19 protein-coding genes are annotated in these 21,941 nt (G+C 64.8%); 7 read left to right on the forward strand and 12 right to left on the reverse strand.

The window, feature by feature from the left end:
* Positions 1 to 189 precede the first annotated feature (189 nt).
* The 7 genes from H7688_RS06350 to obgE all read left to right on the forward strand — a co-directional run bounded on the left by H7688_RS06350 (position 190) and on the right by obgE (position 7,784).
* Entirely contained in the window at positions 190 to 2,697 is a 2,508-nt protein-coding gene (locus H7688_RS06350) for a TIGR03960 family B12-binding radical SAM protein (RefSeq protein ID WP_183360217.1), read from the forward strand.
* Between the two features lie 77 nt (positions 2,698 to 2,774).
* Positions 2,775 to 4,265 carry a ribonuclease G gene (gene rng, locus H7688_RS06355; RefSeq protein ID WP_183360218.1) on the forward strand — a complete coding sequence of 497 codons (1,491 nt, stop codon included), beginning with the start codon at positions 2,775 to 2,777 and terminating at the stop codon, positions 4,263 to 4,265.
* Positions 4,266 to 4,330: 65 nt separating this feature from the next.
* Positions 4,331 to 5,512 (forward strand): formate-dependent phosphoribosylglycinamide formyltransferase, encoded by a 1,182-nt coding sequence (gene purT / locus H7688_RS06360; RefSeq protein WP_183360219.1) that lies wholly within the window; start codon positions 4,331 to 4,333, stop codon positions 5,510 to 5,512.
* Positions 5,513 to 5,617: 105 nt separating this feature from the next.
* The gene (locus H7688_RS06365; RefSeq protein ID WP_183360220.1) at positions 5,618 to 5,920 is read left to right on the forward strand and encodes a Rieske (2Fe-2S) protein; all 303 of its coding nucleotides are present in this window, start codon (positions 5,618 to 5,620) and stop codon (positions 5,918 to 5,920) included.
* Positions 5,921 to 6,045: 125 nt separating this feature from the next.
* A complete protein-coding gene (gene rplU, locus H7688_RS06370; RefSeq protein ID WP_183353799.1) occupies positions 6,046 to 6,354 on the forward strand; it encodes a 50S ribosomal protein L21 in 309 nt (102 codons plus the stop codon).
* Positions 6,355 to 6,430: 76 nt separating this feature from the next.
* On the forward strand, positions 6,431 to 6,688 hold the full coding sequence (gene rpmA, locus H7688_RS06375; RefSeq protein ID WP_183360221.1) for a 50S ribosomal protein L27: 258 nt from the start codon (positions 6,431 to 6,433) through the stop codon (positions 6,686 to 6,688).
* A gap of 79 nt (positions 6,689 to 6,767) precedes the next feature.
* Positions 6,768 to 7,784: a GTPase ObgE gene (gene obgE, locus H7688_RS06380; RefSeq protein ID WP_183360222.1), complete on the forward strand. Its 1,017-nt coding sequence runs from the start codon at positions 6,768 to 6,770 to the stop codon at positions 7,782 to 7,784.
* Between the two features lie 73 nt (positions 7,785 to 7,857).
* Here the strand turns inward: obgE and H7688_RS06385 are convergent, their stop codons facing one another.
* The 12 genes from H7688_RS06385 to H7688_RS06440 form a co-directional block, all read right to left on the reverse strand.
* Positions 7,858 to 9,258 carry an NADH-quinone oxidoreductase subunit N gene (locus H7688_RS06385; RefSeq protein WP_183360223.1) on the reverse strand — a complete coding sequence of 467 codons (1,401 nt, stop codon included), beginning with the start codon at positions 9,256 to 9,258 and terminating at the stop codon, positions 7,858 to 7,860.
* Between the two features lie 39 nt (positions 9,259 to 9,297).
* Entirely contained in the window at positions 9,298 to 10,770 is a 1,473-nt protein-coding gene (locus tag H7688_RS06390; protein ID WP_183360224.1) for a complex I subunit 4 family protein, read from the reverse strand.
* 41 nt (positions 10,771 to 10,811) lie between these two features.
* Complete coding sequence (gene nuoL, locus H7688_RS06395) at positions 10,812 to 12,698, reverse strand: NADH-quinone oxidoreductase subunit L (RefSeq protein WP_183360225.1); 1,887 nt, start codon at positions 12,696 to 12,698, stop codon at positions 10,812 to 10,814.
* A 60-nt stretch (positions 12,699 to 12,758) separates the two neighbouring features.
* Positions 12,759 to 13,067: an NADH-quinone oxidoreductase subunit NuoK gene (gene nuoK, locus H7688_RS06400; protein ID WP_183360226.1), complete on the reverse strand. Its 309-nt coding sequence runs from the start codon at positions 13,065 to 13,067 to the stop codon at positions 12,759 to 12,761.
* Entirely contained in the window at positions 13,064 to 13,549 is a 486-nt protein-coding gene (locus tag H7688_RS06405; protein ID WP_183360227.1) for an NADH-quinone oxidoreductase subunit J family protein, read from the reverse strand. The genes nuoK and H7688_RS06405 overlap by 4 nt, the downstream gene beginning before the upstream one ends.
* A 20-nt stretch (positions 13,550 to 13,569) precedes the next feature.
* Positions 13,570 to 14,121, reverse strand: coding sequence for an NADH-quinone oxidoreductase subunit NuoI (gene nuoI / locus H7688_RS06410; RefSeq protein WP_183360228.1), 552 nt, complete (start codon positions 14,119 to 14,121; stop codon positions 13,570 to 13,572).
* Between the two features lie 142 nt (positions 14,122 to 14,263).
* Entirely contained in the window at positions 14,264 to 14,713 is a 450-nt protein-coding gene (locus H7688_RS06415) for an ankyrin repeat domain-containing protein (RefSeq protein WP_183360229.1), read from the reverse strand.
* Positions 14,714 to 14,756: 43 nt separating this feature from the next.
* Positions 14,757 to 15,746, reverse strand: a complete 990-nt coding sequence (nuoH, locus tag H7688_RS06420; protein ID WP_183360230.1) for an NADH-quinone oxidoreductase subunit NuoH — start codon at positions 15,744 to 15,746, stop codon at positions 14,757 to 14,759.
* Complete coding sequence (locus H7688_RS06425; RefSeq protein WP_183360231.1) at positions 15,743 to 17,725, reverse strand: 2Fe-2S iron-sulfur cluster-binding protein; 1,983 nt, start codon at positions 17,723 to 17,725, stop codon at positions 15,743 to 15,745. The genes nuoH and H7688_RS06425 overlap by 4 nt, the downstream gene beginning before the upstream one ends.
* 16 nt (positions 17,726 to 17,741) lie before the next feature.
* The gene (gene nuoF / locus H7688_RS06430; RefSeq protein ID WP_183360232.1) at positions 17,742 to 19,004 is read right to left on the reverse strand and encodes an NADH-quinone oxidoreductase subunit NuoF; all 1,263 of its coding nucleotides are present in this window, start codon (positions 19,002 to 19,004) and stop codon (positions 17,742 to 17,744) included.
* Positions 19,005 to 19,013: 9 nt separating this feature from the next.
* A complete protein-coding gene (gene nuoE, locus H7688_RS06435) occupies positions 19,014 to 19,517 on the reverse strand; it encodes an NADH-quinone oxidoreductase subunit NuoE (protein WP_183360233.1) in 504 nt (167 codons plus the stop codon).
* Positions 19,518 to 19,546: 29 nt separating this feature from the next.
* The gene (locus H7688_RS06440) at positions 19,547 to 21,931 is read right to left on the reverse strand and encodes an NADH-quinone oxidoreductase subunit B/C/D (RefSeq protein WP_183360234.1); all 2,385 of its coding nucleotides are present in this window, start codon (positions 21,929 to 21,931) and stop codon (positions 19,547 to 19,549) included.
* Positions 21,932 to 21,941: the final 10 nt, after the last annotated feature.

The following is a 21,941-nucleotide window of genomic DNA, read 5'->3' on the forward strand; positions in this document are numbered from 1 at the left end:
AGCGGTGGAGTCGCCGGAAAAGCCCGGTAAGCAATCGTCAGCTACTGCCCCATATGCTCCAGGGTGTACCGCAAATAAGGTATACGTTGTCGAGGCTCCAGGTCTCGCTGCAAGGATAATACCTTGCCAGTGACGAGGTAGATTTGCTACTATGTCCGGTCACAGCTGAACGGCTATTCTGGGGGATTTTTGCGCAATAACAGTCTTTTGTCGGTAGAAAAACCGGCCCGTTACCTGGGCGGGGAGATGGGAACCACTATCGGCAGGGTAGGTGGGCTCTCGTTCGTGCTCGCCTTTCCTGACGTTTATGAAGTAGGGATGAGCCACCTGGGGCTACAGGTGCTCTACGGTGTTCTGAAGGAAGTTCCCTGGATTGCGCCGGAGCGGGTGTACGCCCCCTGGCCGGACCGGGAGGCGCAGCTGCGCCAGGAGGGGATGGCACTCGCCACCCTGGAAAACGGCACGCCGCTCAAAGAGGCCGACATCCTCGGGTTCACGCTGCAGTACGAGCTCTCCTATACCAACATCCTGAACATGCTGGAGCTCTCCGGCATTCCGCTTGTGGCCGAGGAGCGCCCCGCGGGGTACCCGCTGGTCATCGCCGGTGGCCCCTGTGCCTACAATCCGGAACCGCTCGCCGAGTTCTTCGACGCCTTTTTGATCGGCGACGGCGAGGAGGCGGCTCTCGAGATCGCGGCCTGCGTGAGCGCCTGGAAAGAAGAAGGGCTCGACAAGGGTGCGCTTTTGGAGCGGCTTGCCAAGATCGAGGGGGTCTACGTCCCGAGCTTTTTCCGGGTGGAGTACGACCACGTCGGCCGGGTGAGCGCCATCGTGCCGCTCAAGCCCGAGTACACTTCGGTCAGGCGCCGCTTCGTCGCCGACCTGGAAAAGGCCCATTACCCGACCACCCCGGTGGTCCCCTTCTTGAAAACGGTGCACGACCGGGTCAGCGTCGAGATCTCGCGCGGCTGCACCCGCGGCTGCCGCTTCTGCCAGGCGGGTTACATCTACCGGCCGGTCCGCGAGCGCAGCCCGGAGCGGGTGCTCGAACTGGTCGAGGAGACCTTCCGCAACACGGGCTACGACGAGGTCTCGCTGCTCTCGCTCTCCACCGGCGACTACGGCTGCCTCACCCCGCTCATCAAGGGGCTCATGGACCGCTACGCCGCGCAGAAGAAGGCGGTGTCGCTGCCGTCCATGCGGGTGGGAAGCCTCTCGCCCGAGATGGCTGAAGAGGTGCGCCGGGTAAGAAAGACCGGTTTCACCCTGGCCCCCGAGGCGGGGAGCGAGCGGCTGAGGCGGGTGATCAACAAGGGGATCACCGAGGCGGCGCTGTTGGACAACGCCCGTGCCGTCTTCGGCGCCGGCTGGCGGGTGATCAAGCTCTACTACATGATAGGCCTTCCCACCGAAACCATGGACGACGTCCAGGGGATCGTGGAACTCTCCCGCGAGGTGAAGCGCCAGGGTAAGTTCGCCGGCACCGGCGGCGACGTCAACGTCTCGGTATCGAGCTTCGTTCCCAAGCCGCACACCCCGTTCCAGTGGGAGCCGCAGATTTCCGAAGCGGAGATCGTCGAGAAGCAGCATTTCCTCAAGGACGAGCTCAGGAAGAAGAAGCTGGTCCTCAAGTGGCAGGACGCCTCGCTTTCCATGCTGGAAGGGGTCTTCGCGCGTGGCGACCGCCGGCTCTCGCGACTCCTTGTCGAGGCGCACCGGCTGGGGTGCCGCTTCGACGGCTGGTGGGAGCATTACGACAAGCACAAGTGGAGCGAGGCCTTCCTGAAGGTCGGGATGGATCCGCGCTTCTACCACCGGCGCCGGGAACTGGACGAGGTGCTCCCCTGGGATCACATCGACTGCGGCGTTACCCGCGACTATCTCCTCAAGGAGTGCCAGGCGGCACTCGTCGAGGCGGCCACCCCGGACTGCCGCGGCGCGGCCTGCACCGGCTGCGGCGTCTGCGACTTCAAGGACCTCAAGCTGAGGCTCAATCCGGCGGTACCGTTTGAGACCTTCGCCGTCCAGACCGAGGAAGCTCCGGTCAGCGAGGACGCCAACCGCATCCGGGTGCGCTTCGAGAAGGTGGGGCGCATGCGCTGCCTGAGCCACCTCGAACAGCAGACCCTGTTCATCAGGGCCGTAGGGCGCGCGGGGATTCCGATCCGCTACTCGCAGGGGTTCCATCCCCACCCGAAGTTCTCCTTTGCCACGGCCCTGTCGGTCGGGGTGGAGTCGTACGCCGAGTACATGGACTTCGAGGTCGAGGCCGGCTACCACGCCCAGACCCTCAAGGAGGCGCTGAACGCAACCCTGCCCGAGGGGGTCCGGGTGCTCGAGGCGCAGGATATCCCGCTCCGGTCGCCGTCGCTTTCCGTGATCATGGAGCGGGTGCGCTACCGGGTCACCCTGCCGGCGCACCTGGCCGTCGGGCTCGACGAACTGGTCGAGCGCTTCCTGGCCCTCGAGTCCGCACCGCTTAAGCGCGAGAAGAAGGGCAAAGTGGTCGAATTCGACCTGCGCCACGAACTCTGCGAGTTGAAGGCCGATGGTGCCGCACTCGAGATGGTGGTGGGACGCGGCAAGCCCGCGGAGTACGCCGCCGCCATCCTGGGGGTGCCGGTCGAAGAGCTGCGCGAGGCGCGGCTGGAGAAGCTGGAAGTCCTTTTTGCCGAGGGCGCGGACCAGCTGCAGTAGCGCCCGGCGCCATCGCGGCTCCCCAAAACAGTTCATTTTTTAGCTTTTAAATTTTATATAGATTACGAGGGGTTAGTATGGGCAACGAGCTGGTGATCAACACCACGTCCCACGAGACCCGCATCGCGCTCATCGAGAACGGCACCATTGCGGAGCTGTACGTCGAGCGCAGCCGCGTCAAGGGGATCATCGGGAACATCTACAAGGGGAAGGTGGTGCGCGTGCTGCCGGGGATGCAGGCAGCCTTCGTGGACATCGGGCTGGAGAAGGCCGCCTTCCTGTACGTCGCCGACGTCTTCGACTCGATGGAGGAGTACGACACCTTCATCGACCCGGAGTCCGGCGAGGAGCCGGTGCCGCACCCGTTGCACCCGATCGAGGAGCTGCTCCAGGAGGGGCAGGAGCTCTTGGTGCAGATCTCCAAGGAGCCGATCGGCACCAAGGGGGCCCGCATCACCGCGCACATCTCGCTCCCCGGGCGCCACCTGGTCTACATGCCGACCGTGGACCACGTCGGCATCTCCCGGCGTATCGAGGACGAGGCCGAGCGCGAGCGCCTTAAAGAGATCGTGGACCGCATCAAGCCGGCAGGCGGCGGTTTCATCGTGCGCACCGTTTCCGAAGGGAAGAGCGAGGAGGACCTGATCGCCGACCTCAACTACCTCACCAAGCTCTGGGAAGAGGTGGCCAAGAAGAAGGACAAGGTGGGCGCGCCCAGCCTGATCCACTCCGACCTCGACGTGACCCAGAAGGTGGTGCGCGACATCCTCACCGAGTCCGTGGAGCGCATCGTGGTCGACTCGAAGCCCGAGTACGACAAGATCGTGCAGTTCATCACCACCTTCATGCCCAAGATGAAGTACTCCATCGAGCTCTACGACGAGGAGGAGCCGATCTTCGACCACTTCGGACTCGAGGTGGAGATCAGCCGGGCCCTCGGGCGCAAGGTCTGGCTCAAAAGCGGCGGCTACATCATCATCGAGCAGACCGAGGCGCTCACCGCCATCGACGTCAACACCGGGCGCTACGTTGGCAAGCACAACCTCGAGGACACCATCCTGAAGACCAACCTGGAGGCGGTGAAAGAGATCGCCTACCAGCTGCGGCTTCGGAACCTGGGCGGGATCATCATCATCGACTTCATCGACATGGAGAAGGAGGTGAACCGCGAGAAGGTCTACGGCGCGCTCGAGGAGGCCTTGAAGAGCGACAAGTCGAAGACCAACATCCTGAAGATCTCCGAGTTGGGGCTCGTGGAGATGACCCGGAAACGGGTGCGCGAGAGCCTGGGGCGCATGATGTGCGAGCCCTGTCCCTACTGCGAGGGGAGGGGGTACGTGAAGTCCAAGATCTCGGTCTGTCACGAGATCTTCCGCGAGCTGCGCCGCGAGATGCTCGACATCCGGGGCACCAAGGTGATGCTCACCGTGCACCCGGCGGTTGCCGACCTGCTCTACGACGAGGAGCGCCGCGGGCTTGAGGAGCTGGAGAAGAACTTTAAGAAGCGCATCACGGTGCGCGCCAAGCCGGGCTTTCACCAGGAGCAGTTCGAGGTCGCGGTCAGCTAGCATGTTTTGATCGGACCGATCCGTCCGATCCGACGATTAACAAATAAACGGCACCGGAGAAAAAGATGATTGGCACCCCGTTGAAACAAGGCGCGACGAAGATCATGCTGCTCGGCTCGGGCGAGCTTGGCAAGGAAGTGGTAATTGAGGCCCAGAGGCTGGGGGTCGAGGTGGTGGCGGTGGACCGCTACGCCAACGCACCGGCGATGCAGGTTGCCCACCGCAGCCACGTCATCGACATGCTGAACCGTGAGGAGCTGGACCGTGTCGTGCGCCTGGAGAAGCCGGACTTCCTGGTGCCAGAGATCGAGGCGATCAACACCGAGTTCCTTTTGGAGCTGGAGGCCGACGGCTTCACGGTGATCCCGACCGCCCGGGCCACCAACCTCACCATGAACCGGGAAGGGATCCGCCGGCTGGCTGCCGAGGAGCTGGGGCTCCCCACCGCGGCGTACCGTTTCGCCAGCAGCCTCGACGAGTTCCGCGTGGCAGTGGCCGCCATCGGGCTTCCCTGCGTGGTCAAGCCGATCATGAGCTCGTCGGGCAAGGGGCAGAGTGTCCTGCGCCAGGAGGCCGACCTGGAGCGCTCCTTCAACTACGCCATGGAGGGGGCGCGCGGCGCCTCGGACCGGGTCATCGTCGAGGAGTTCATCCCGTTCGACTACGAGATCACCCTGCTTACCGTGCGCAGCGTCAGCGGAACCAGCTTCTGCCCCCCCATCGGGCACCGCCAGATCGACGGCGACTACCACGAATCCTGGCAGCCGATGGCGATGCTGCCCGCGGTCTTGGACGAGGCGCGCCGCCAGGCCGAGGCGGTAACCAGTGCCCTTGGCGGGCGCGGCATCTTCGGCGTCGAGTTCTTCATCAAGGGGGACAAGGTCTGGTTCTCCGAGGTCTCGCCCCGTCCCCACGACACCGGGATGGTGACCCTCATCTCGCAGAACCTCTCGGAGTTCGAGCTGCACGTGCGGGCCATCCTGGGACTGCCGGTCCCGGAGGCCGAGAACCTGGCGCCGGCCGCTTCCCACGTGATCCTGGCCGAGGAGCCCGCGGCAGAGGTGGCCTTCGAAGGGGCAGCCGCGGCACTCACCGTGCCGGGGACCAAGCTGCGCCTCTTCGGCAAGCCCGATGCCCGGCGTAACCGCCGCATGGGTGTGGTGGTAGCCTTCGGCACCGACACCGACGAAGCGCGCAGCAAGGCGGAGCAGGCGGCGCACCAGGTGAAGATCAACAAGCTGGGGTAGGCGGATTTGGGAACGACCTCTCCCCCTCCCTTGACGGGAGAGGGGACCCGGCGGGCCCGTAGATCTCGGTACGACCTTTATCAATTGTGGTCCCAGGAGGAAATCATGGAATTTGCGGCAAAGCTGTCCGAAGTTCCCGATTGGGGGAAGAAGCTCGTCAAGGTGGCGGGGCAGGATGTCCTGCTGGTGAAAACCAAGGGGGCGGTGTACGCCTGCGAACCGGAGTGCCCGCACCAGTACGCTCCGCTTTCCGGGGCGCTTTTGAAGGAGGCGGGTAAAATTACCTGCCAGCGCCACGGCTACAAATTCGACCTGAAGACCGGCGCCTGCGATCCCTTCCCCGAGTACTCCCTCAAGGTCTACCCGGTGGAAGTCAGGGGCGAGGACATCTACGTCACGGTGGGATAGCCCCACTCTCTCAGGGCACGCTCGAGAGAAAAATTGCCTCTCACTGCAAAAAGCCTTGACTTCGCGATTCTTTCAGGATAACTTTTAGCGCTCTTTGTAAATTCAGGATAAAGGTGGTGAAGTTCATGTACGCAGTAGTTAAAACCGGAGGGAAGCAGTATAAAGTTTCCGAAGGCGACTTTCTGAAAGTCGAAAAACTGGAGGGTGCGGTAGGTGATACCGTCGAGTTCTCCGAAATCCTGATGGTTGGCGGCGATAAGGTTGTTATCGGAACACCTTTAGTGCCCAGCGCCTCTGTGGTCGGCAAGATTGTCGAGCAGGGCAAAGACAAGAAGATCCTCGTCTTCAAGTCCAAGCGCCGGAAGGACTCCAGGAAACTCAATGGGCACCGTCAACTCAGGACCATCCTCAAGATTGAGAAGATCAACGCCTAGGTAATATTAACAGGACGGCGCGGGAGCCCGCAGTTCCTTGCGGGGATAGCGGACTTACCGTCAGAAGGAGCAGAAAATGGCACACAAGAAAGGCGTCGGCAGTTCCAGGAACGGCCGCGACTCCGACGGCCAAAGGCTTGGCTGCAAGAAATTCGGCGGCGAGACGGTGAAAGCCGGCAACATCATCTACCGTCAGCACGGCACCAAGATCCACCCGGGCAACAACGTCGGCCTTGGCAAGGACTACACCCTGTTCGCCCTCATCGAAGGCGTGGTGAAGTTCGAGCGCATGGGCAAAGACCGCAAGAAGGTCTCCGTCTACCCGGCGAACTAAGCCGCTCAAAGCAACAAAAGCGTAAAAGCCCGGAGCCGCCATGGTCCGGGCTTTTGCCGTTTGCATCAGGGAAAAAACAATGAGTTTTATCGATGAAGTAAAGATACATGTGAAGTCCGGTGACGGCGGCGCGGGTTGCGTCTCGTTCCGGCGCGAGAAGTTCATTCCGCTGGGCGGACCCGACGGCGGCGACGGCGGCAAGGGGGGCGACGTGATCGTCAAGGTCTCGCCGCAGCTCTCGACGCTTCTGGACCTGCGTCAGCACCCGCACCAGAAGGCCGGGCGCGGCAGGAACGGCAAGGGGAAGGACCGCCACGGTGCCAACGGTGAGATACTGGAGATCCTGGTACCCCAGGGGACCGTGGTGAAGGACTCCGAGACCGACGAGATCCTCGCCGACCTGACCGAGCCGGATGCCACGGTGGTGCTTCTGAAAGGGGGGCGCGGCGGCCAGGGGAACACCCGGTTCAAGACCGCGACCCACAAGGCCCCCAAGTTCGCCCAGCCCGGGGAGCCCGGCGAGGAGAAGTGGATCCGCCTGGAGCTCAAGCTGATGGCCGATGTCGGCCTCCTGGGGATGCCGAGCGTCGGGAAGTCCTCGCTCATCACCAAGATCTCCGCGGCGCGTCCCAAGATCGCCGAGTACCACTTCACCACCTTGAAGCCGAACCTCGGGGTTGTGCAGTACAAGAACTACCGCAGCTTCGTGATGGCGGATATCCCGGGTCTTATCGAGGGAGCCAGCGAAGGGGCGGGGCTGGGGCACCGCTTCCTGAAGCACCTGGAGCGTACCGGGCAGCTTCTGCACCTGCTCGATCTCTCCTGGATGCCGGAGCGCGACCCGATCGCCGAGTACGAGGCAATCAACCGCGAGCTCGCGCTCTACAACCCGGAGCTTTCCGAAAAGCGCCAGACCGTGGTGATCAACAAGATCGACCTGCCGAACGTCAGGGAGAACCTCGCCCAAGTGCTCCCCTACTTCGAGGAGCGCGGCATCAAGGTCTTCCCGATCTCCGCGGCGACCGGCGAGGGGATCGCGGAGCTGCTGGACGACATCGCCCTGAACCTCTGGGGTGAGCCGGACGAAACCTGGTAACAACCGAATAGGCAGAACGCAAAAAGGGGAGCTGAATTTCAGCTCCCCTTTTTTATTTACGGTCAGACCAGGGTCAACTGTGTGAGAGGGCCGACTCGACGAGCCGCAGGAGCGGGGTCGGGAAGATCCCGATGACCACGATCGCGAGCGAGCTGCAGATGAGGGCGAACGATTCGGCGCGGCTGCAGGGTTTGGGGAGATGGGCCCCGACGGGTCGCATGTAGAGCTGCACCACCACTCTCAGGTAGAAGTAGGCGGAGATGGCGGCGAAAAGGATGCCGATGACGGCGAGGACGATTTCGCCGCCGCGTATGGCGGAGTAGAAAACGAAGAACTTGCCGATGAACCCGGCGGTGGGGGGGATCCCCGCCAGGGAGAGCATGGCGACGGCCAGCACGCCGCCGCGCAGCGGTGCACTGAAGCCGAGGCCGGCGAAATCCGCAATCGAGCTGCGCTCCCCGTTGGCGGAAAGCGAGGAGATCGCACCGAAGGCGGCCAGGTTCATCACGGTGTAGATCGCGCCGTAGAGGAGCACCGCGGAGTAGCCGTCCCGGGTGCCGGTGAGAAGCGCCAGCGTCAGGTACCCCATGTGGGCGATGGAGGAGTAGGCGAGCATCCGCTTCAGGTTGGTCTGGCGCAGCGCCGCCAGGTTGCCGAGCCCCATGGAAAGGAGCGACAACACGTAGAGTGGCAGGTGCAGCTCGGCCCGGGGCGGCGCGAAGGCGAGCAGCATGAGCAGGAAGGCTGCGCCGGCGAATTTAGAGGTGGTGGAGAGCAGGCCCGCCACCGGTGCCGGGGCGCCCTGGTAGACGTCCGGGGTCCAAAGGTGTGCCGGAACCAGGGAAAGCTTGAACGCGATGCCGATGATGACGAAGCCCCAGCCGGCCGCGAGGATCGAGTGGAAACCGGCCGGTGCGGTGAGGGCGCCCAGGGCGAGGGTGCCGGTGCCCGCGTAGATGAGCGCGAGCCCGAAGGCGGTGACCGCGGCGGCCACGGCCCCGACGAGCAGGTACTTGAGGCCGGCTTCGGCGGATTCGGCGCGTCCGAGGTCCATCGCGACCAGGACGTAGAAGGAGAAGGCGACCGCCTCGAGGGCCAGGAACAGGGTCAGCATGTTGGTGGCGCAGGGGAGCACACACAGGGCGAACAGGCAGAAAATGACCGTTGCAGGGTACTCCTCGCCGCGGATCTCGTGGCGCAGGTTGTAGCCGTGGGAGAGCAGCAGGCTGAGCGCAGCCGCCACACAGAATACCGGGATCAGGTAGCGGGCCAGCGGTGTGAAGGCGAGTCCCGGAAGGCCGGCGCTGTTGACCGGAGAGACGGCAGCGGCGCAGAACCCGGCGGCGAGTGCGGCGGCCGCACCTATCACGGTGACCACCCGCACGTGGCAGAACGGTCCCGCGAGGAGCACCAGCAGCGAGGCGACCCCTACGATGATTAACGGCAACAGTGAAATGGCATCGGAATACGTCATCTAGTTACTCCAAAAGCCTGACCGGGAGCGGTCTCGGCTCTAAGCCTTGGTCAAAAGCGCGATCGGCACCTTGATGAGGTCGAGGACTGGTGCGGGGTGCACGCCGAGGTAGACACCAATTACTGCCAGGGAGGCCAGGGTCGCGCTCTCACGCAGGCTGAGGTCGCTCAGGCTCACCGGCTGGCTCGGCGTACCGAACAGGATGTCCTGCACCAGGCGCACGGTGTAGACGAGGGTCAAAACGATCCCCAGGAAGGCCCCCAATGCCGCGCCGGGCGCTACCCGGAAGGTTCCCACCAACACCAGGAATTCCCCGACGAAGTTGTTCAGACCCGGCAGACCGGCCGAGGCCATGTTGAAGAACAGGAAGAAGAAGGCCAATACCGGCACCTTGCCCCACAACCCGCCGTAGTGTAGCGACTCGCGGTCCTCGGTCCGCTCGGCCAGCATCCCGACCATCACGAAAAGGGCACCCGTGGTGATGCCGTGGTTCACCATCTGCAACACGGCGCCGGACAGCGCCACGGGGCTCCAGGCCGCGATCCCCAGCGCGATGAACCCCATGTGGCTTACGCTCGAATACGCCACCAGCCGCTTCATGTCGGTCTGCGCGAAGGCAACCCAGGCACCGTAGACGATGCCGATCACGGCGCAGACGTAGATGACCGGGGTGAAGGCATGGGCGGCCTCGGGGAGCAGCGGGTAGGCGAACCGGATCAGGGCGTAGGCCGCGGTCTTGGCAAGGATCCCGGCGAGGACGACGGTTCCGGCTGACGGGGAATCGCAGTATGCGTCGGGAAGCCAGCCGTGCAGCGGGACCAGCGGGAACTTGACGCCGAGCGCCAAAAGGAACGCAGCGAAGAGCCAGAGCCCGGTGGTATAGGGAACCTGGGTGTGCACCAGTTCGGCAAGCGCGAAGCTGTAGCTGCCGGTCTGGGCGCCGTGCATGAGGTACAGAACGATGATCGCCACCAGCATGAGCAGTGACCCGATGAAGGTGTACAGGAAGAACTTCACCGCCGAGTACAGCTTGCGCCCGTTGCCCCAGATCCCGATCAGGAAGAACATGGGGATCAGCATCGCCTCCCAGAACAGGTAGAAGAGGAAGAGGTCGAGGCTTAAAAACACGCCGAGGATCCCGGTCTCGGTTGCCAGGAGCAGGGCGAAGTAGAGCGCCACCCGCTCCTTGACCTCCTGCCAGAAGAGCAGCATGGCAATCACGGTGATAAAGGCGGTGAGCAGGACCAAAACGAGGCTGATGCCGTCCATCCCCAGGGTATAGCGGATGCCGAAGCGCTCGATCCAGGGGAGATCCTGGTACAGGAAGTAACCGGTCGGTCCGGCGGCAGGGGCACTGCTGCCGAGCCAGGCGCCCAGCGCGAGTTCGGCCAGGCCGACCAGCAGGGCGAAAAACCGTGCGGTTGCCGGATTGCGCCACAAAAGGGCGACCGACAACCCCCCGACCAGCGGGAGGAAGAGCAGCAGTGTCAATATCGGGAAGTCAGGGTTCATGCCGTCTCATCCGGTAAGGCGCCAGGCGCCGGTTGATGCTGTTAGAGTGAACGCCAGGCCAGGTAGCCAAGGAGCAGCGCTCCCCCGGCGGCAAAGCTCAAGAGGTAGACCGCGACCTGACCGGTGGTCCAGCGCCCGAGCCAGCTTCCGGTGCTGCCGACGCCGTCGGCCAATCGGTCGATACCGCCGTTGATGACCCCTTCGTCGACCTGCTGCCAGAGCACCCGGGAGAGCGCCTGGTAGGGGCGGATCAACAGGGCCCGGTAGAGCGCGTCGAAGTACCAGCCGTTGAGCAGGAAGGCCACCAGGGGGGCGGGCTTCAAGAGCGATTCCTGCAGACGGTTGTCCCGTGCTGCGCCCCCGTAACGGACATGCGCTGCAAAGACGCCGGCGAGGGCCAGGGTCGCGGCAACCCCCTGCAGGGCAAGCTCCTCGGTGTGCGAGGCCTCCACGGGGTGCGCGCCGCTTAAGGGACCCAGGAAGGAGCCGAGGAAACCGCCACCCAGGTAACCAGGGAGGTCCAGGACACCGCCGAAGAGCCCGAGCAGGGCAAGCGGGATCAGGACGAGCTCCATGGGGAGCACGTCGCTCTGCTCGTGGTGCCCCTGCTGGTGCGCGTTGCTGCCGAAGAACACCAGGTAGACCATCCTGAAGCTGTAGAAGGCGGTGATGAGCGCGGTCAAAAGTCCCAGGAAGTAGAGGGCCTGGGTAAGCGCGGTCCCCTTCATCCAGAGCGCGGTGAGGATGCTGTCCTTGCTGAAGAAGCCGCCGGTGAGCGGCAGCCCGGCCAGGCAGGCGGCCCCGGCCAGGAAGCACCAGAAGGTGATCGGCAGGGTGCGGCGCAGCCCCCCCATCCTGAAGATGTCCTGCTCGTGGTGCATCGCGGTGATCACGCAGCCGGCCCCCAGGAAGAGCAGGGCCTTGAAGAAGGCGTGCACCAGGAGGTGGAAGGTGGCGGCGGTGATGGCGCCGGCGCCGACGCCGAGCATCATGTAGCCGATCTGGCTGATGGTTGAGAAGGCGAGCACCCGCTTCAGGTCGCGCTGCGCGAGCGCACAGCTCGCCCCGTAGAAGGCGGTAAGCCCCCCAACGATGGCGATGGCCGAGGTGGTCACGGTCGAGCTGCCGATCAGCGGGTACATGCGCGCCAGGAGGTAGACCCCGGCGGTCACCATGGTCGCGGCGTGGATCATGGCGGAGACCGGCGTGGGTCCGGCCATCGCGTCCGGAAGCCAGACCATGAGCGGCAACTGGGCGGACTTGCCGATGGCGCCTGCCAGCATGAGGAGCCCGAGCGCCGTCACGATGCCGGCCGGCAGCAGGAACCCCATGCCGTTTAACTGGGTGATGGACAGGGTGCCGAAGAGCTGGAACAGCCAGGCCAGCGCGACCATGAGGGCGGTATCGCCGATCCGGGTGGTGATGAAGGCCTTGCGACCGGCGTCCGCGTTCTCCTTCTCGGTGTACCAGAAGCCGATCAGGAGATAGGAGCAGAAACCGACCCCTTCCCAGCCGAGATAAAGGAGTACCAGGTTCTCGGCCAGGACCAGGCTGAGCATGGCGAAGACGAACAGGTTCAAGAGCGCGAAGAAGCGGGCGTAGTCGGCCTCGGCCGCCATGTAGAAGACCGAGTAGAGGTGGATCAGCCCGCAGACAAAGCAGATCATCAGGCAGAGCGACAGCGAGAGCGGGTCGAGGTAGAGCGACAGCGGAAGGGCCAGATCGAACGCCTGGAACCACTGGGCCACCACGACCTTTTCCGGCCCGTGGTAGGCAAGGGCCGCCAGCACGGCACAGACGAAGCTCCCCCAGACCGCGGCGCAGGCGAGCGACTCGGCCAGCCGGCGCGGCAGGTTCCTGCCGACCAGGGCGTTCAGCACTCCACCAAAGAGCGGGATGAGCAGCATAAGTGAAAGGTAGGTCGTCATAGCGTTTGGGTCCGATGCTGTCTAATGGGGCGAATCCCCGGGTTCAGTTGGCTGGGTGGGTCACCCTTTCATGCTGGTGAAGTCGTCGGTATCGACCGACTGCTTGCGCCGGTGCAGGTAGACCACCATGGCGAGCGCCAGGGAGACCTCGGAGGAGGTGAGCGCCATCAGCATGAGCGAGAAGATCTGCCCGTCGGCGGAACCCCACTGCGCCGAGCCCCCGACCAGGGTGAGCATCACGGCGTTCAGCATGATCTCGATGCCGATCAGCATCATGATGACGTTGGCGCGCCAGGCGATGGTGCAGGCAAGCCCCATGGCGAAGAGGATACCGGCCAGTATCAGCACGTGAAACAGCGGGATGCTCATCTGCGCCTCCCCAGGTAGATGGCTCCCACCAGTGCGAAGAGGAGCTGCAGGGAGACCAGCTCGACGGCGACCCCGTAGCGCGTAAAGAGGGCCTGGGAGAACTGGCGCACCGAGATGCCGCTGAAGGCGGCCAGAGGCTGCGCGTGGTGTTCCATGGCAAGGACAGCTACCGATGCGGCGGTCACCAGCACCAGCACGAGGGCCGGGATCCAGTCCACGAGCCGGGGCGACTTCATGCGTTCGGGATGTCCCAGGTCGAGCATCATGATGACGAACAGGAAGAGCACCATGATCGCGCCGGCGTAGATGATCACCTCGAAGGCCGCAACAAGCGGCGCACCCAGGAGGTAGAAGATCAGGGCCAGTGCGAAAAACGAGTTGACCAGGTACACGATGGCGCGCACGGCCTGGCGGGCGGTGATGGCAAAGCCGGTCCCGACCAGGGTGACCAACGCCAAAATGTAGAAGAGGGTCGCTTCCATGAGTCTCCTGCGTCAGGCTCCTAGGGGAGCAGGGTTCTAACGTCCACCGGCGGCTTCTCGCCGGGGTTGCCGCCGCGCGGGCTTACCACTCCGATCCCCGCGTGACGGTAGAAATTGTAGTTGGGATCCTTGCCGGTGCCGTCGATCAGCAGATCCTCTTTCTCGTAGACCCAGTCGATAACCTGGCGTTTGGACGGGATCATCTCGGGTGCCATCTGGATGGCCAGCGTCGGGCAGGCCTCGGCGCACAGGCCGCACAGGATGCAGCGCGCGAAGTTGATGCGGAACCAGGCGGCGTAGCGCCGGCCGTTCTCCCCCTCGGCGGCGGCCATGGAGATGCAGTCGACCGGGCAGGCGCCCGAGCAGAGGTAGCAGGCGACGCAGCGCTCGGCGCCGTCGGGGTCGCGGGTCAAGACGATGCTGCCGCGGAAGCGCTCCGGCATGGGGCGCTTCTCCTCCGGGAACTGCACGGTGGCAGGCTTGCGGAAGATGTGACGCAACGTGATCGAGAGACCGGTCAGGATTCCCGTGATGCCGGTCAGTGTTTCCTTTATGTCGCTCAGTATGCTCATCGGTTTCCTGCGCCCCTTGCAGGGCGCCGCGGTGCACAGCACGCGGCTGGTAGTGCTTCCGGAAGAGCCGGGGGATGGGGGGAACCCCATCCCCGCGGTGCGGAGGTCCGGATAAGGAGGTTGTGGCTCAAGAGCCGTCGGATCAGTGAGATTTCAGCGCCTTCACCAGGATCTGCAGCGATTCGGGGTGCTGGTTGTGTTCTGCGTACACCATGGCGGTACTGCCGGAGTTCGACATGGCCAGGGGATCAGCTCCGTGCCAGATGAGGGTCTGGATGGTCTGGTCGCAGCCGTAGTTCGCGGCGAGCATCAAGGGGGTGTGCCCGTCACGGTCGCGGGGATCCACCTCGGCGCCCCGGCTCAACAAAAGGTGCACCACGTCTGCCTTGCCGTTGGCCGCGGCGTAGTGCAGCGGCGTCTTTCCTTTTTCACTCTTGGCGTTCAGGTTCGCGCCACGGTGCAGCAGGTCTTCCACCTCTGCCACGTTTCCATCTCTGGCAGCAACCATGAGGGCAGTATGCCCATGACGGTCCGCCAGATCCACCTGCTGCATGAACCCCTCTCCATCTCCGATTTCAACGGTTGTTTTCATCGACAGATCCTCCTTTGGTGAGATTGCATGAGAACACGGCGCCTTATCGTAAAGCAAGCCACCAGCCGGTGGCGAGAATGTTAAGGAGCGCAAGCGGTGTCAGGATTTTCCAACCCAGGTGCATCAGTTGGTCGTAGCGAAGTCGGGGCAGCGTCCCCCTTACCCAGATGAAGAGGAATGCGATCACGAAAACCTTGAGGAAGAACCAGATGATCGGCGGCAAAAACGGCCCGCGCCACCCTCCTAAAAAGAAGAGCGAGGCGAGGGCGCTCAAGGCGATGATGTTGATGTACTCGCCCACGAAGAAGAGCCCGAAGCGCATGCCGGAGTACTCGGAATGGAACCCGGCGACCAGCTCCCCCTCGGCCTCGGGGAGATCGAACGGGATGCGCCGGCACTCGGCGAAGATACTCACCAGGAAGATCACGAAGGCCAGGGGCTGGTAGACGATGAAGGGCATGTCGGCCTGGGCGTTCACGATGTCGGAGAGCCGGAACGACTTGGCCAGCATCACCACCGGGACCAGCGAAAGCCCCATGGAAAGCTCGTAGGAGATCAGCTGGGAAAGCCCCCTGATGCTCCCCAGGAGCGCGTACTTCGAGTTGGAGGCCCACCCCCCCAGCGCGATGCCGTAGACCGCGATGGCGGAGAGCGCCAGGAAGAAGAGGACCCCCACGTCGAGGTCGGTGATCTGCAGCGTCACCTCGCGTCCGAAGAGGTGCAGCGGCGCCCCCAGCGGCACCACCGAGAAGGTGAGGATGGCCGGGATCGCCGCCATGGCCGGTGCCAGCGAGAAGAGGAGCCGGTCCGCGGCCTTGGGGATCATGTCCTCCTTGGTGAGCATCTTGATGACGTCCGCCAGGGGCTGCATGAGGCCGAAGGGGCCGACCCGGTTAGGGCCGATGCGGTCCTGCATCCAGGCGAGGATGCGTCGCTCCGCCAGCACCAGGTAGGCGGCAAAGGTGAGGATGATGGCGTAGAGCGCCACGATCTTCCCCAGCATGAGTGCTATGTCGACGGCGGTCCAGGTCATAAGGTATCCGGTTCCGAGCTCTTGAACAGGCTGAAGATCCGCTCTCCGCCCGCCTCCGGGTCAATGTCGCGCAGGGGTTGCCAGCTGCCGGTGAGCGGCTCCACGATCAGCTCGCCCCCCAGCTTTTCCAAGAGGCGCGCCATCGCCTTCCAGGCCTCGATCTCCTGACCGCCGGGGATCTCGCCGCGCGGGATGCGGGGGGGCTGGGGGGGCGGCGTCTTTGGTTGTCCGGGGGCCGGCTCGCCGTAGCGGGACTGGGCGTAGTACTTGGCGTCGAGCCCCTTGAGCGGGTACCCGGGGCGGAAGGCGCGCTCGAAGCGCTGGGCGCGTCCTTCGAAGTTGATGCTGGTCCCCGTCGACTCCATCCAGGTGGTGGTCGGGAGGAAGACGCCGGCCTTCTGGGAGAGTTCCGTCGCCTGCCAGTCGGCGCAGCCGAGTACGGTGATCCCCTTGAGGTTTGCCACGGGGAGGTCGCTTTCGAAGGCGACGATGCCGCGCACCTTCCTGGCGGCGAGGAGCTCGTCGAAGGGGCGCGCGCCGTGCTCGCGGGCCACCAGGGCAGCGCCGAAGCCGTTGGGGCCGGGCTGCAGCATCGCGAGGCGTGCCCCCGTGGCGGCAACGTCGCTCAGCTCCTCACGCGGGGTACGGGTGGCGTGGCAGACCACGATGGCCCGGGAGGCTTGTTCCAGTGGCACCTCGGCCAGGGTGGCGGCCTCGATGCAGTCGAAGGGGAGCTGCTGCCCGCTTAAAAGTGCCGGGTCAGCAATCCGGTACACCTTGGTGCCGCCGAGCCAGGCCTTGCGGATGAAAGGGGCGAGCATCGGTCCCTCGTTCATCAGGTCCACCGACAAGAGCACGATGCAGTCGGCGCTTGCCAGATCCGCTGGCGCCGCCACGTTCTCCCCGCTGAGGAGCTCGGTCGCGAGCTGGCTCCCCTTTGCCTCGGCGGGGTCACCATAAAAGCTGAGGCTCGCCGCGTCGAAGTTCGCCACCAGTTCCCCCAGCATGAGGCACCCCTCCAGGGAGAGCCGCGAGGAGCCGACAAAGGCGAGGCTTTCCGGCCCGTGCACCTCGACGAAGTCGTAGATGCGGGCGGCCAGGGCGTCGAGCGCGGCCTCGTAGTCGGTCGCTTCCCCGTCCACCCTGGGGGCGCGGGGCCGGGAGGGGTCGTTGATCCCCTTCTTGTCGAAGCGGGCGCGGTCGCAGATGAACCAGCTGTTCACCTGGTCGTTGCGCCGCCCCACGATCTTGATCACCTCGCGCTGGAAGACCTGCGGCGCCAGGTTGCAGCCGACCGAGCAGTGCTGGCAGACCGAGGGGGCGAACTGGTAGTCCCAGTAGCGCGCCCGGAAGCGCCCGGTCTTGTCGGTGAAGACGCCGGTCGGGCAGATGTCCACCAGGTTCCCCGAGAAGGGGGACTCGAGCGGCCCGTCCTCGAAGCGGCCGAAGTAGACCCGCCCCGCGCTCCCGGTCACGCCGAAGTCGGTCCCGCCGGCGTAGTCCTGGTAGAAGCGGACGCAGCGGTAGCACTGGATGCAGCGGTTCATCTCGTGGTAGATGTGCTCGCCCAGGTACTGGTTGCGGTGGGTGCGCTTGTCACCCTGGTAGCGGCGCCGGCTGTGCCCGCCGGCGATGGTGAAGTCCTGCAGCAGGCACTCGCCCCCCTCGTCGCAGACCGGGCAGTCGTGGGGATGGTTGATCATGAGCCACTCGATGACCAGGGCGCGCATCTTGAGGGCCTCGGGATCGGTGGTGGAGACCACCATGCCGTCCTGCGCCGGGAGCGAGCAGGACATCTGGATCCCCTTCACCGGGCCGTCCAGCATCTTCACGGCGCAGAGCCGGCAGGCGCTCGCCAGCGCCAGGGCGGGGTGGTAGCAGAAGTGCGGGATGGTGATCCCGACGCTGCGGGCCGCCTCGAGTACGGTGGTTCCCGGTGCCACCTCAACCGGTAAATTGTCGATGATCAGCTTCGGCATGTAGTTCCTTGCTTCGTTACTTGAACGGGCACTTGCGCTGGACGATGTGCTCGCGCAGCTCCGCCTCGAAGTGCCGCAACAGCCCGTCCAGCGGGGCCATGGCCCCCGGCGCCAGGGCGCAGAAGGTGTAGTTCAGGTACTTCACGTGCTCGCGCAGGATCTCGATGTCCCGCTCCTCGCCGGCACCCGCCTCGATGCGCGTCAGGACCTCCTTCACGAAGGGGAGCCCCTCGCGGCACGGGGTGCACCAGCCGCAGGATTCCCGGGCGAAGAAGGTGATCAGGTTCAAGGTGGCGGCCACCAGGCAGCACCCCTCCTCGAAGACGATGATGGCGCCGGAGCCCAGGCGCGAGCCGACCTTGGCGACGGTGTCGTAGTCCATCGGCACGTCGAGGTGCTCAGGCGTCAGGAACTGGGTCGAGGCGCCGCCGGGGATGCAGGCCTTGAACTTGGTGCCCGGCTTCATGCCGCCGCAGGGGCCGTCGATGATCTCGCGCAGCGTGGTGCCGGTGGGGAGTTCCACGCAGACGCGGTTCTTCACGGCGCCGCTGACGCAGAAGAGCTTCATGCCGGCCCCTTCCGCGTTGCGGGCGAGCCCCTTGAACCAGCCGGGACCCTTGGCGATGATGGCCGGGACGTTGGCGAGCGTCTCCACGTTGTTCACCACGGTCGGTCCGCCCCAGAGTCCCTTGGTGGCGGGGAAGGGGGGCTTGGAGCGCGGGTTGGGGCGCTTCCCCTCCAGGGCGTTGATGAGTGCGGTCTCCTCGCCGCAGATGTAGCGGCCGGCGGAGAGGTGCAGGTCGATGTCGACCGAGAACTCGCTGGCGAGGATCCGTTTCCCTAGAAGTCCCGCTTCCTTCGCCTCGATGAGCCCCTGGGCCAGGTTGTTGGCCGCCTTCTCGTAGCCGCGCCGGATGAAGATGAAGGCGTGGCGCACCCCCAGGGCGTAGCAGGCAAGGGTTACCCCCTCGATGAGGCTGTAGGGGTTGTGTTCCAGAAGGACCCGGTCCTTGTAGGTCCCCGGTTCCATCTCGTCGCAGTTGCAGATGAGCCAGCGCGGGCCGGGGAGGTCGCGCGGCACGAAGGACCACTTGCGGCCGGTGGAGAACCCGGCGCCGCCGCGGCCGCGCAGCCCGGAGTCGATGACCGCCTGCTGCACCTCGTTCGGCGTCATCTCCGAGATCGCCTTGCGCAGCGCGTTGAAGCCCCCCTCGTCGCAGTACTCCTTGAAGGTGACCACCCGGCCGGGCCGGTTATGTCTGAAAAGTACCTGTTCCATTGAGCCTTTCTATGCCTGTCCCTGGTGCTCCGGAGCCGCACTGCCGCTTAGGCGCTCGAGCTCCAGTGCCTGGTCGACCAGTTCGGGGGTGAGGTTGTCGTAGATGGTGGAACCGATCGAGATCAAGGGGCCGTCGCCGCAGCGCCCCATGCAGCAGCAGGGGACCAGGGTGAACTGGCCGTCGGCGGTGGTGCCCCCCACCTCGACGCCGAGCCGCGCCTTCAGGTGGTCCAGGATCTTCTCGTAGCCCGCGTTCCAGCAGGAGATCGAGTCGCAGATGTGGATCATCTTGTTCCCTACCGGGCGCCGGTAGATCATCTCGTAGAAGGTGGCCAGTTCCTCGACCTGCAGGCGCGACAGCCCGAGGATCTCGGCGGCCTCCCCGACGGCCTCGTCGGTGAGCCAGCCGTAGTGGAACTGCAGGTCCTTCATGACGTCGACCGCAGCCTCGCGCGCGCTGAAGGCGTGGGCGACGCGTGCTTCGAGGGTTTTTTTCAATTGCTCAGGGATCATGCCGTGCTGCACTCCGTTGTCTTCATTGTCTAGCGGTCCAGGTCCGAGAGGACGAAATCCAGCGAACCCAAAATGGCCAGGAAGTCCGCCACCATCCACCCCTTGCTCAACACGGGGAGGCTCTGGATGTGGGCGAAGGTCGGGGTCCTGATGCGCATCCGGTAGGGGATGTGGATCCCGTCGGAAACGGCGAAATAGCCTACCTCCCCCTTGGGCCCCTCGATCGGCGCGTAGCACTCCCCTTTGGGGGGCGACATGCCGCGGGTGGTGTTCACGAAATGGTGGATGAGCGACTCTATGTCGTTCAGGGTGTCGCGCTTTTGCGGCAGCGTGTAGCGGTAGTCCTCGGAGATCCAGCGTCCGGCCGGCATCCCGTCGGCCGCCTGGCGCACGATCCTGAGCGACTGGCGCATCTCCTCCATGCGCACCAGGTAGCGCGAGAAGCAGTCCCCGCCGCTGGCGGTGGCGACCTCGAAGTCGAAGCGCTGGTAGCCGCCGTAGGGCATCACCTTGCGCAGGTCCCAGGCGAGGCCGCAGGCGCGCAGGTTGGGTCCGGTGATCCCCCACTCGATGGCCTGGTCCACGGTGATCGCGGAAACCCCTTCCAGGCGGGCCCGGAAGATCGGGTTGCCGGTCAAGAGCCGCTCGTACTCGTCGATGCGCGGCGGCAGCCAGGCCAGCACGTCGTTCACCTTCTCGAGCCACCCCTCGGGGAGGTCGTCGGCCACGCCGCCGATCCGGAACCAGGCGGGGTGCATGCGCCCGCCGGTCACGCTCTCGATGACGCTGAAGATCTTTTCGCGGTCGGTGAAGGTGTAGAAAACCGGGGTCATGGCGCCGATGTCGGCGGCGAAGGTGCCCAGCCAGACCAGGTGGTTCGCGATGCGGAACAGCTCGCAGAGCATGACCCGGATGTACTGGGCGCGCTCGGGGATCTGGACGCCGCAGAGTTTTTCCACCGAGTTCAGGTAGGCCATGTTGTTCTGCACGCCGCCTAAGTAGTCGACCCGGTCGGTGTACGGGATGTACTGGTGCCAGTTCTGGCGCTCGCCGATCTTCTCGGCGCCCCGGTGGTGGTACCCCATCTCGGTGTGCAGGTCGACGATCTCCTCGCCGGAGAGCTTCAATACGAAGCGGACCACGCCGTGGGTTCCCGGGTGCTGCGGGCCGAGGTTCAAGAGGAGGGTCTCCTCGTCCACCCGCTCGAAGAGGTCGCTCGCCGGAACGACCAGCTGGCGGCGCGCATCCTCGACGGTGTAGGGGGGGAGCTCGGTGGCGCGCGAAGGGTGCTCCTTGCGCAGCGGGTGCCCCTGCCAGTCGGCCGGCATGAGGATGCGGGTCAGGTTCGGGTGGCCTGCAAAGCGCAGCCCGAACATGTCGTAGACCTCGCGCTCGTACCAGTTGGCCACCGGGAAGACCGGCGTGACAGTTGGGAGTTCCGGGTACTCACCCTCGAGCTCGGTCTTGACCCGGACCCTGCCCGGGACGTCGAACGAGGTCAGGTGGTAGTTGACGGTGAAATCCTTGTAGCAGGCGCGGTCGCGGCGGCAGGACTCGTCGACGCAGCCGATGTCCTCCAGGCGGCGGAAGGCCCCCTTGGGACGGTTCTTGAGGTGCGCCAGCAACTCGGGCACCAGCTGCGGCTCGACGCGCAGGGTCTGCATGTCGCGGGCCTCGGGATCGATGCGGACCCGGTCCCCGAAGCGCTCCTGCAGCTCGGCGCCGAGATCGTAGTCGGGGAATTCCAGCCTGGGCTGGGAGGGGCGCCAGATCTCGTCGGAGCGCGGTGCGGCGAAGTTGGGGTGCTGCATCGCGGTGCCGCGGATGGCGACCCCCTCCATCCCCGGTCCGCGGGTGTCGCGCGACTTGGTGAGGGTGTCGATGAGGATCGGGGCGCAGGTCCCCTGGGTCCCCCCTTGCATGCGCAGCACCGGGCGGGCCGGCCGCTCTTCGCTCCTGATCTTCTTCTGCAGGAGCATGAGCCCTTCCAGGAAGGATTCCGGGCGCGGCGGGCACCCCGGGATGTAGACATCCACCGGGAGGATCTGGTTTACCCCCTGGACCACCGAGTAGACGTCGTACATGCCGCCGGAGTTGGCGCAGCTCCCCATCGAGATGACCCACTTGGGCTCGGCCATCTGGTCGTAGAGCCTGAGGATGCTGGGGGCCATCTTCTTGAAGACGGTGCCGGCGATTACCATGAGATCGGCTTCGCGGGGGGTTCCGCGCAGCACCTCCGCGCCGAAGCGGGAGATGTCGTAGCGGGAGGTAAACGAGGTCATCATTTCGACGAAACAGCAGGAGAGGCCGAAGAACATCGGCCAGAGGGAGTTCGCTCTCCCCCAGTTGATCATGTCGTCGAGGGAGGCGAGCAGCACATTATCGGGTATTTTCTCGTCTTCCGTTTGGCTCAAAGCTGCTCCA

It is taken from the genome of Geomonas limicola, assembly GCF_014193675.1.
Lineage (GTDB): Bacteria > Desulfobacterota > Desulfuromonadia > Geobacterales > Geobacteraceae > Geomonas > Geomonas limicola.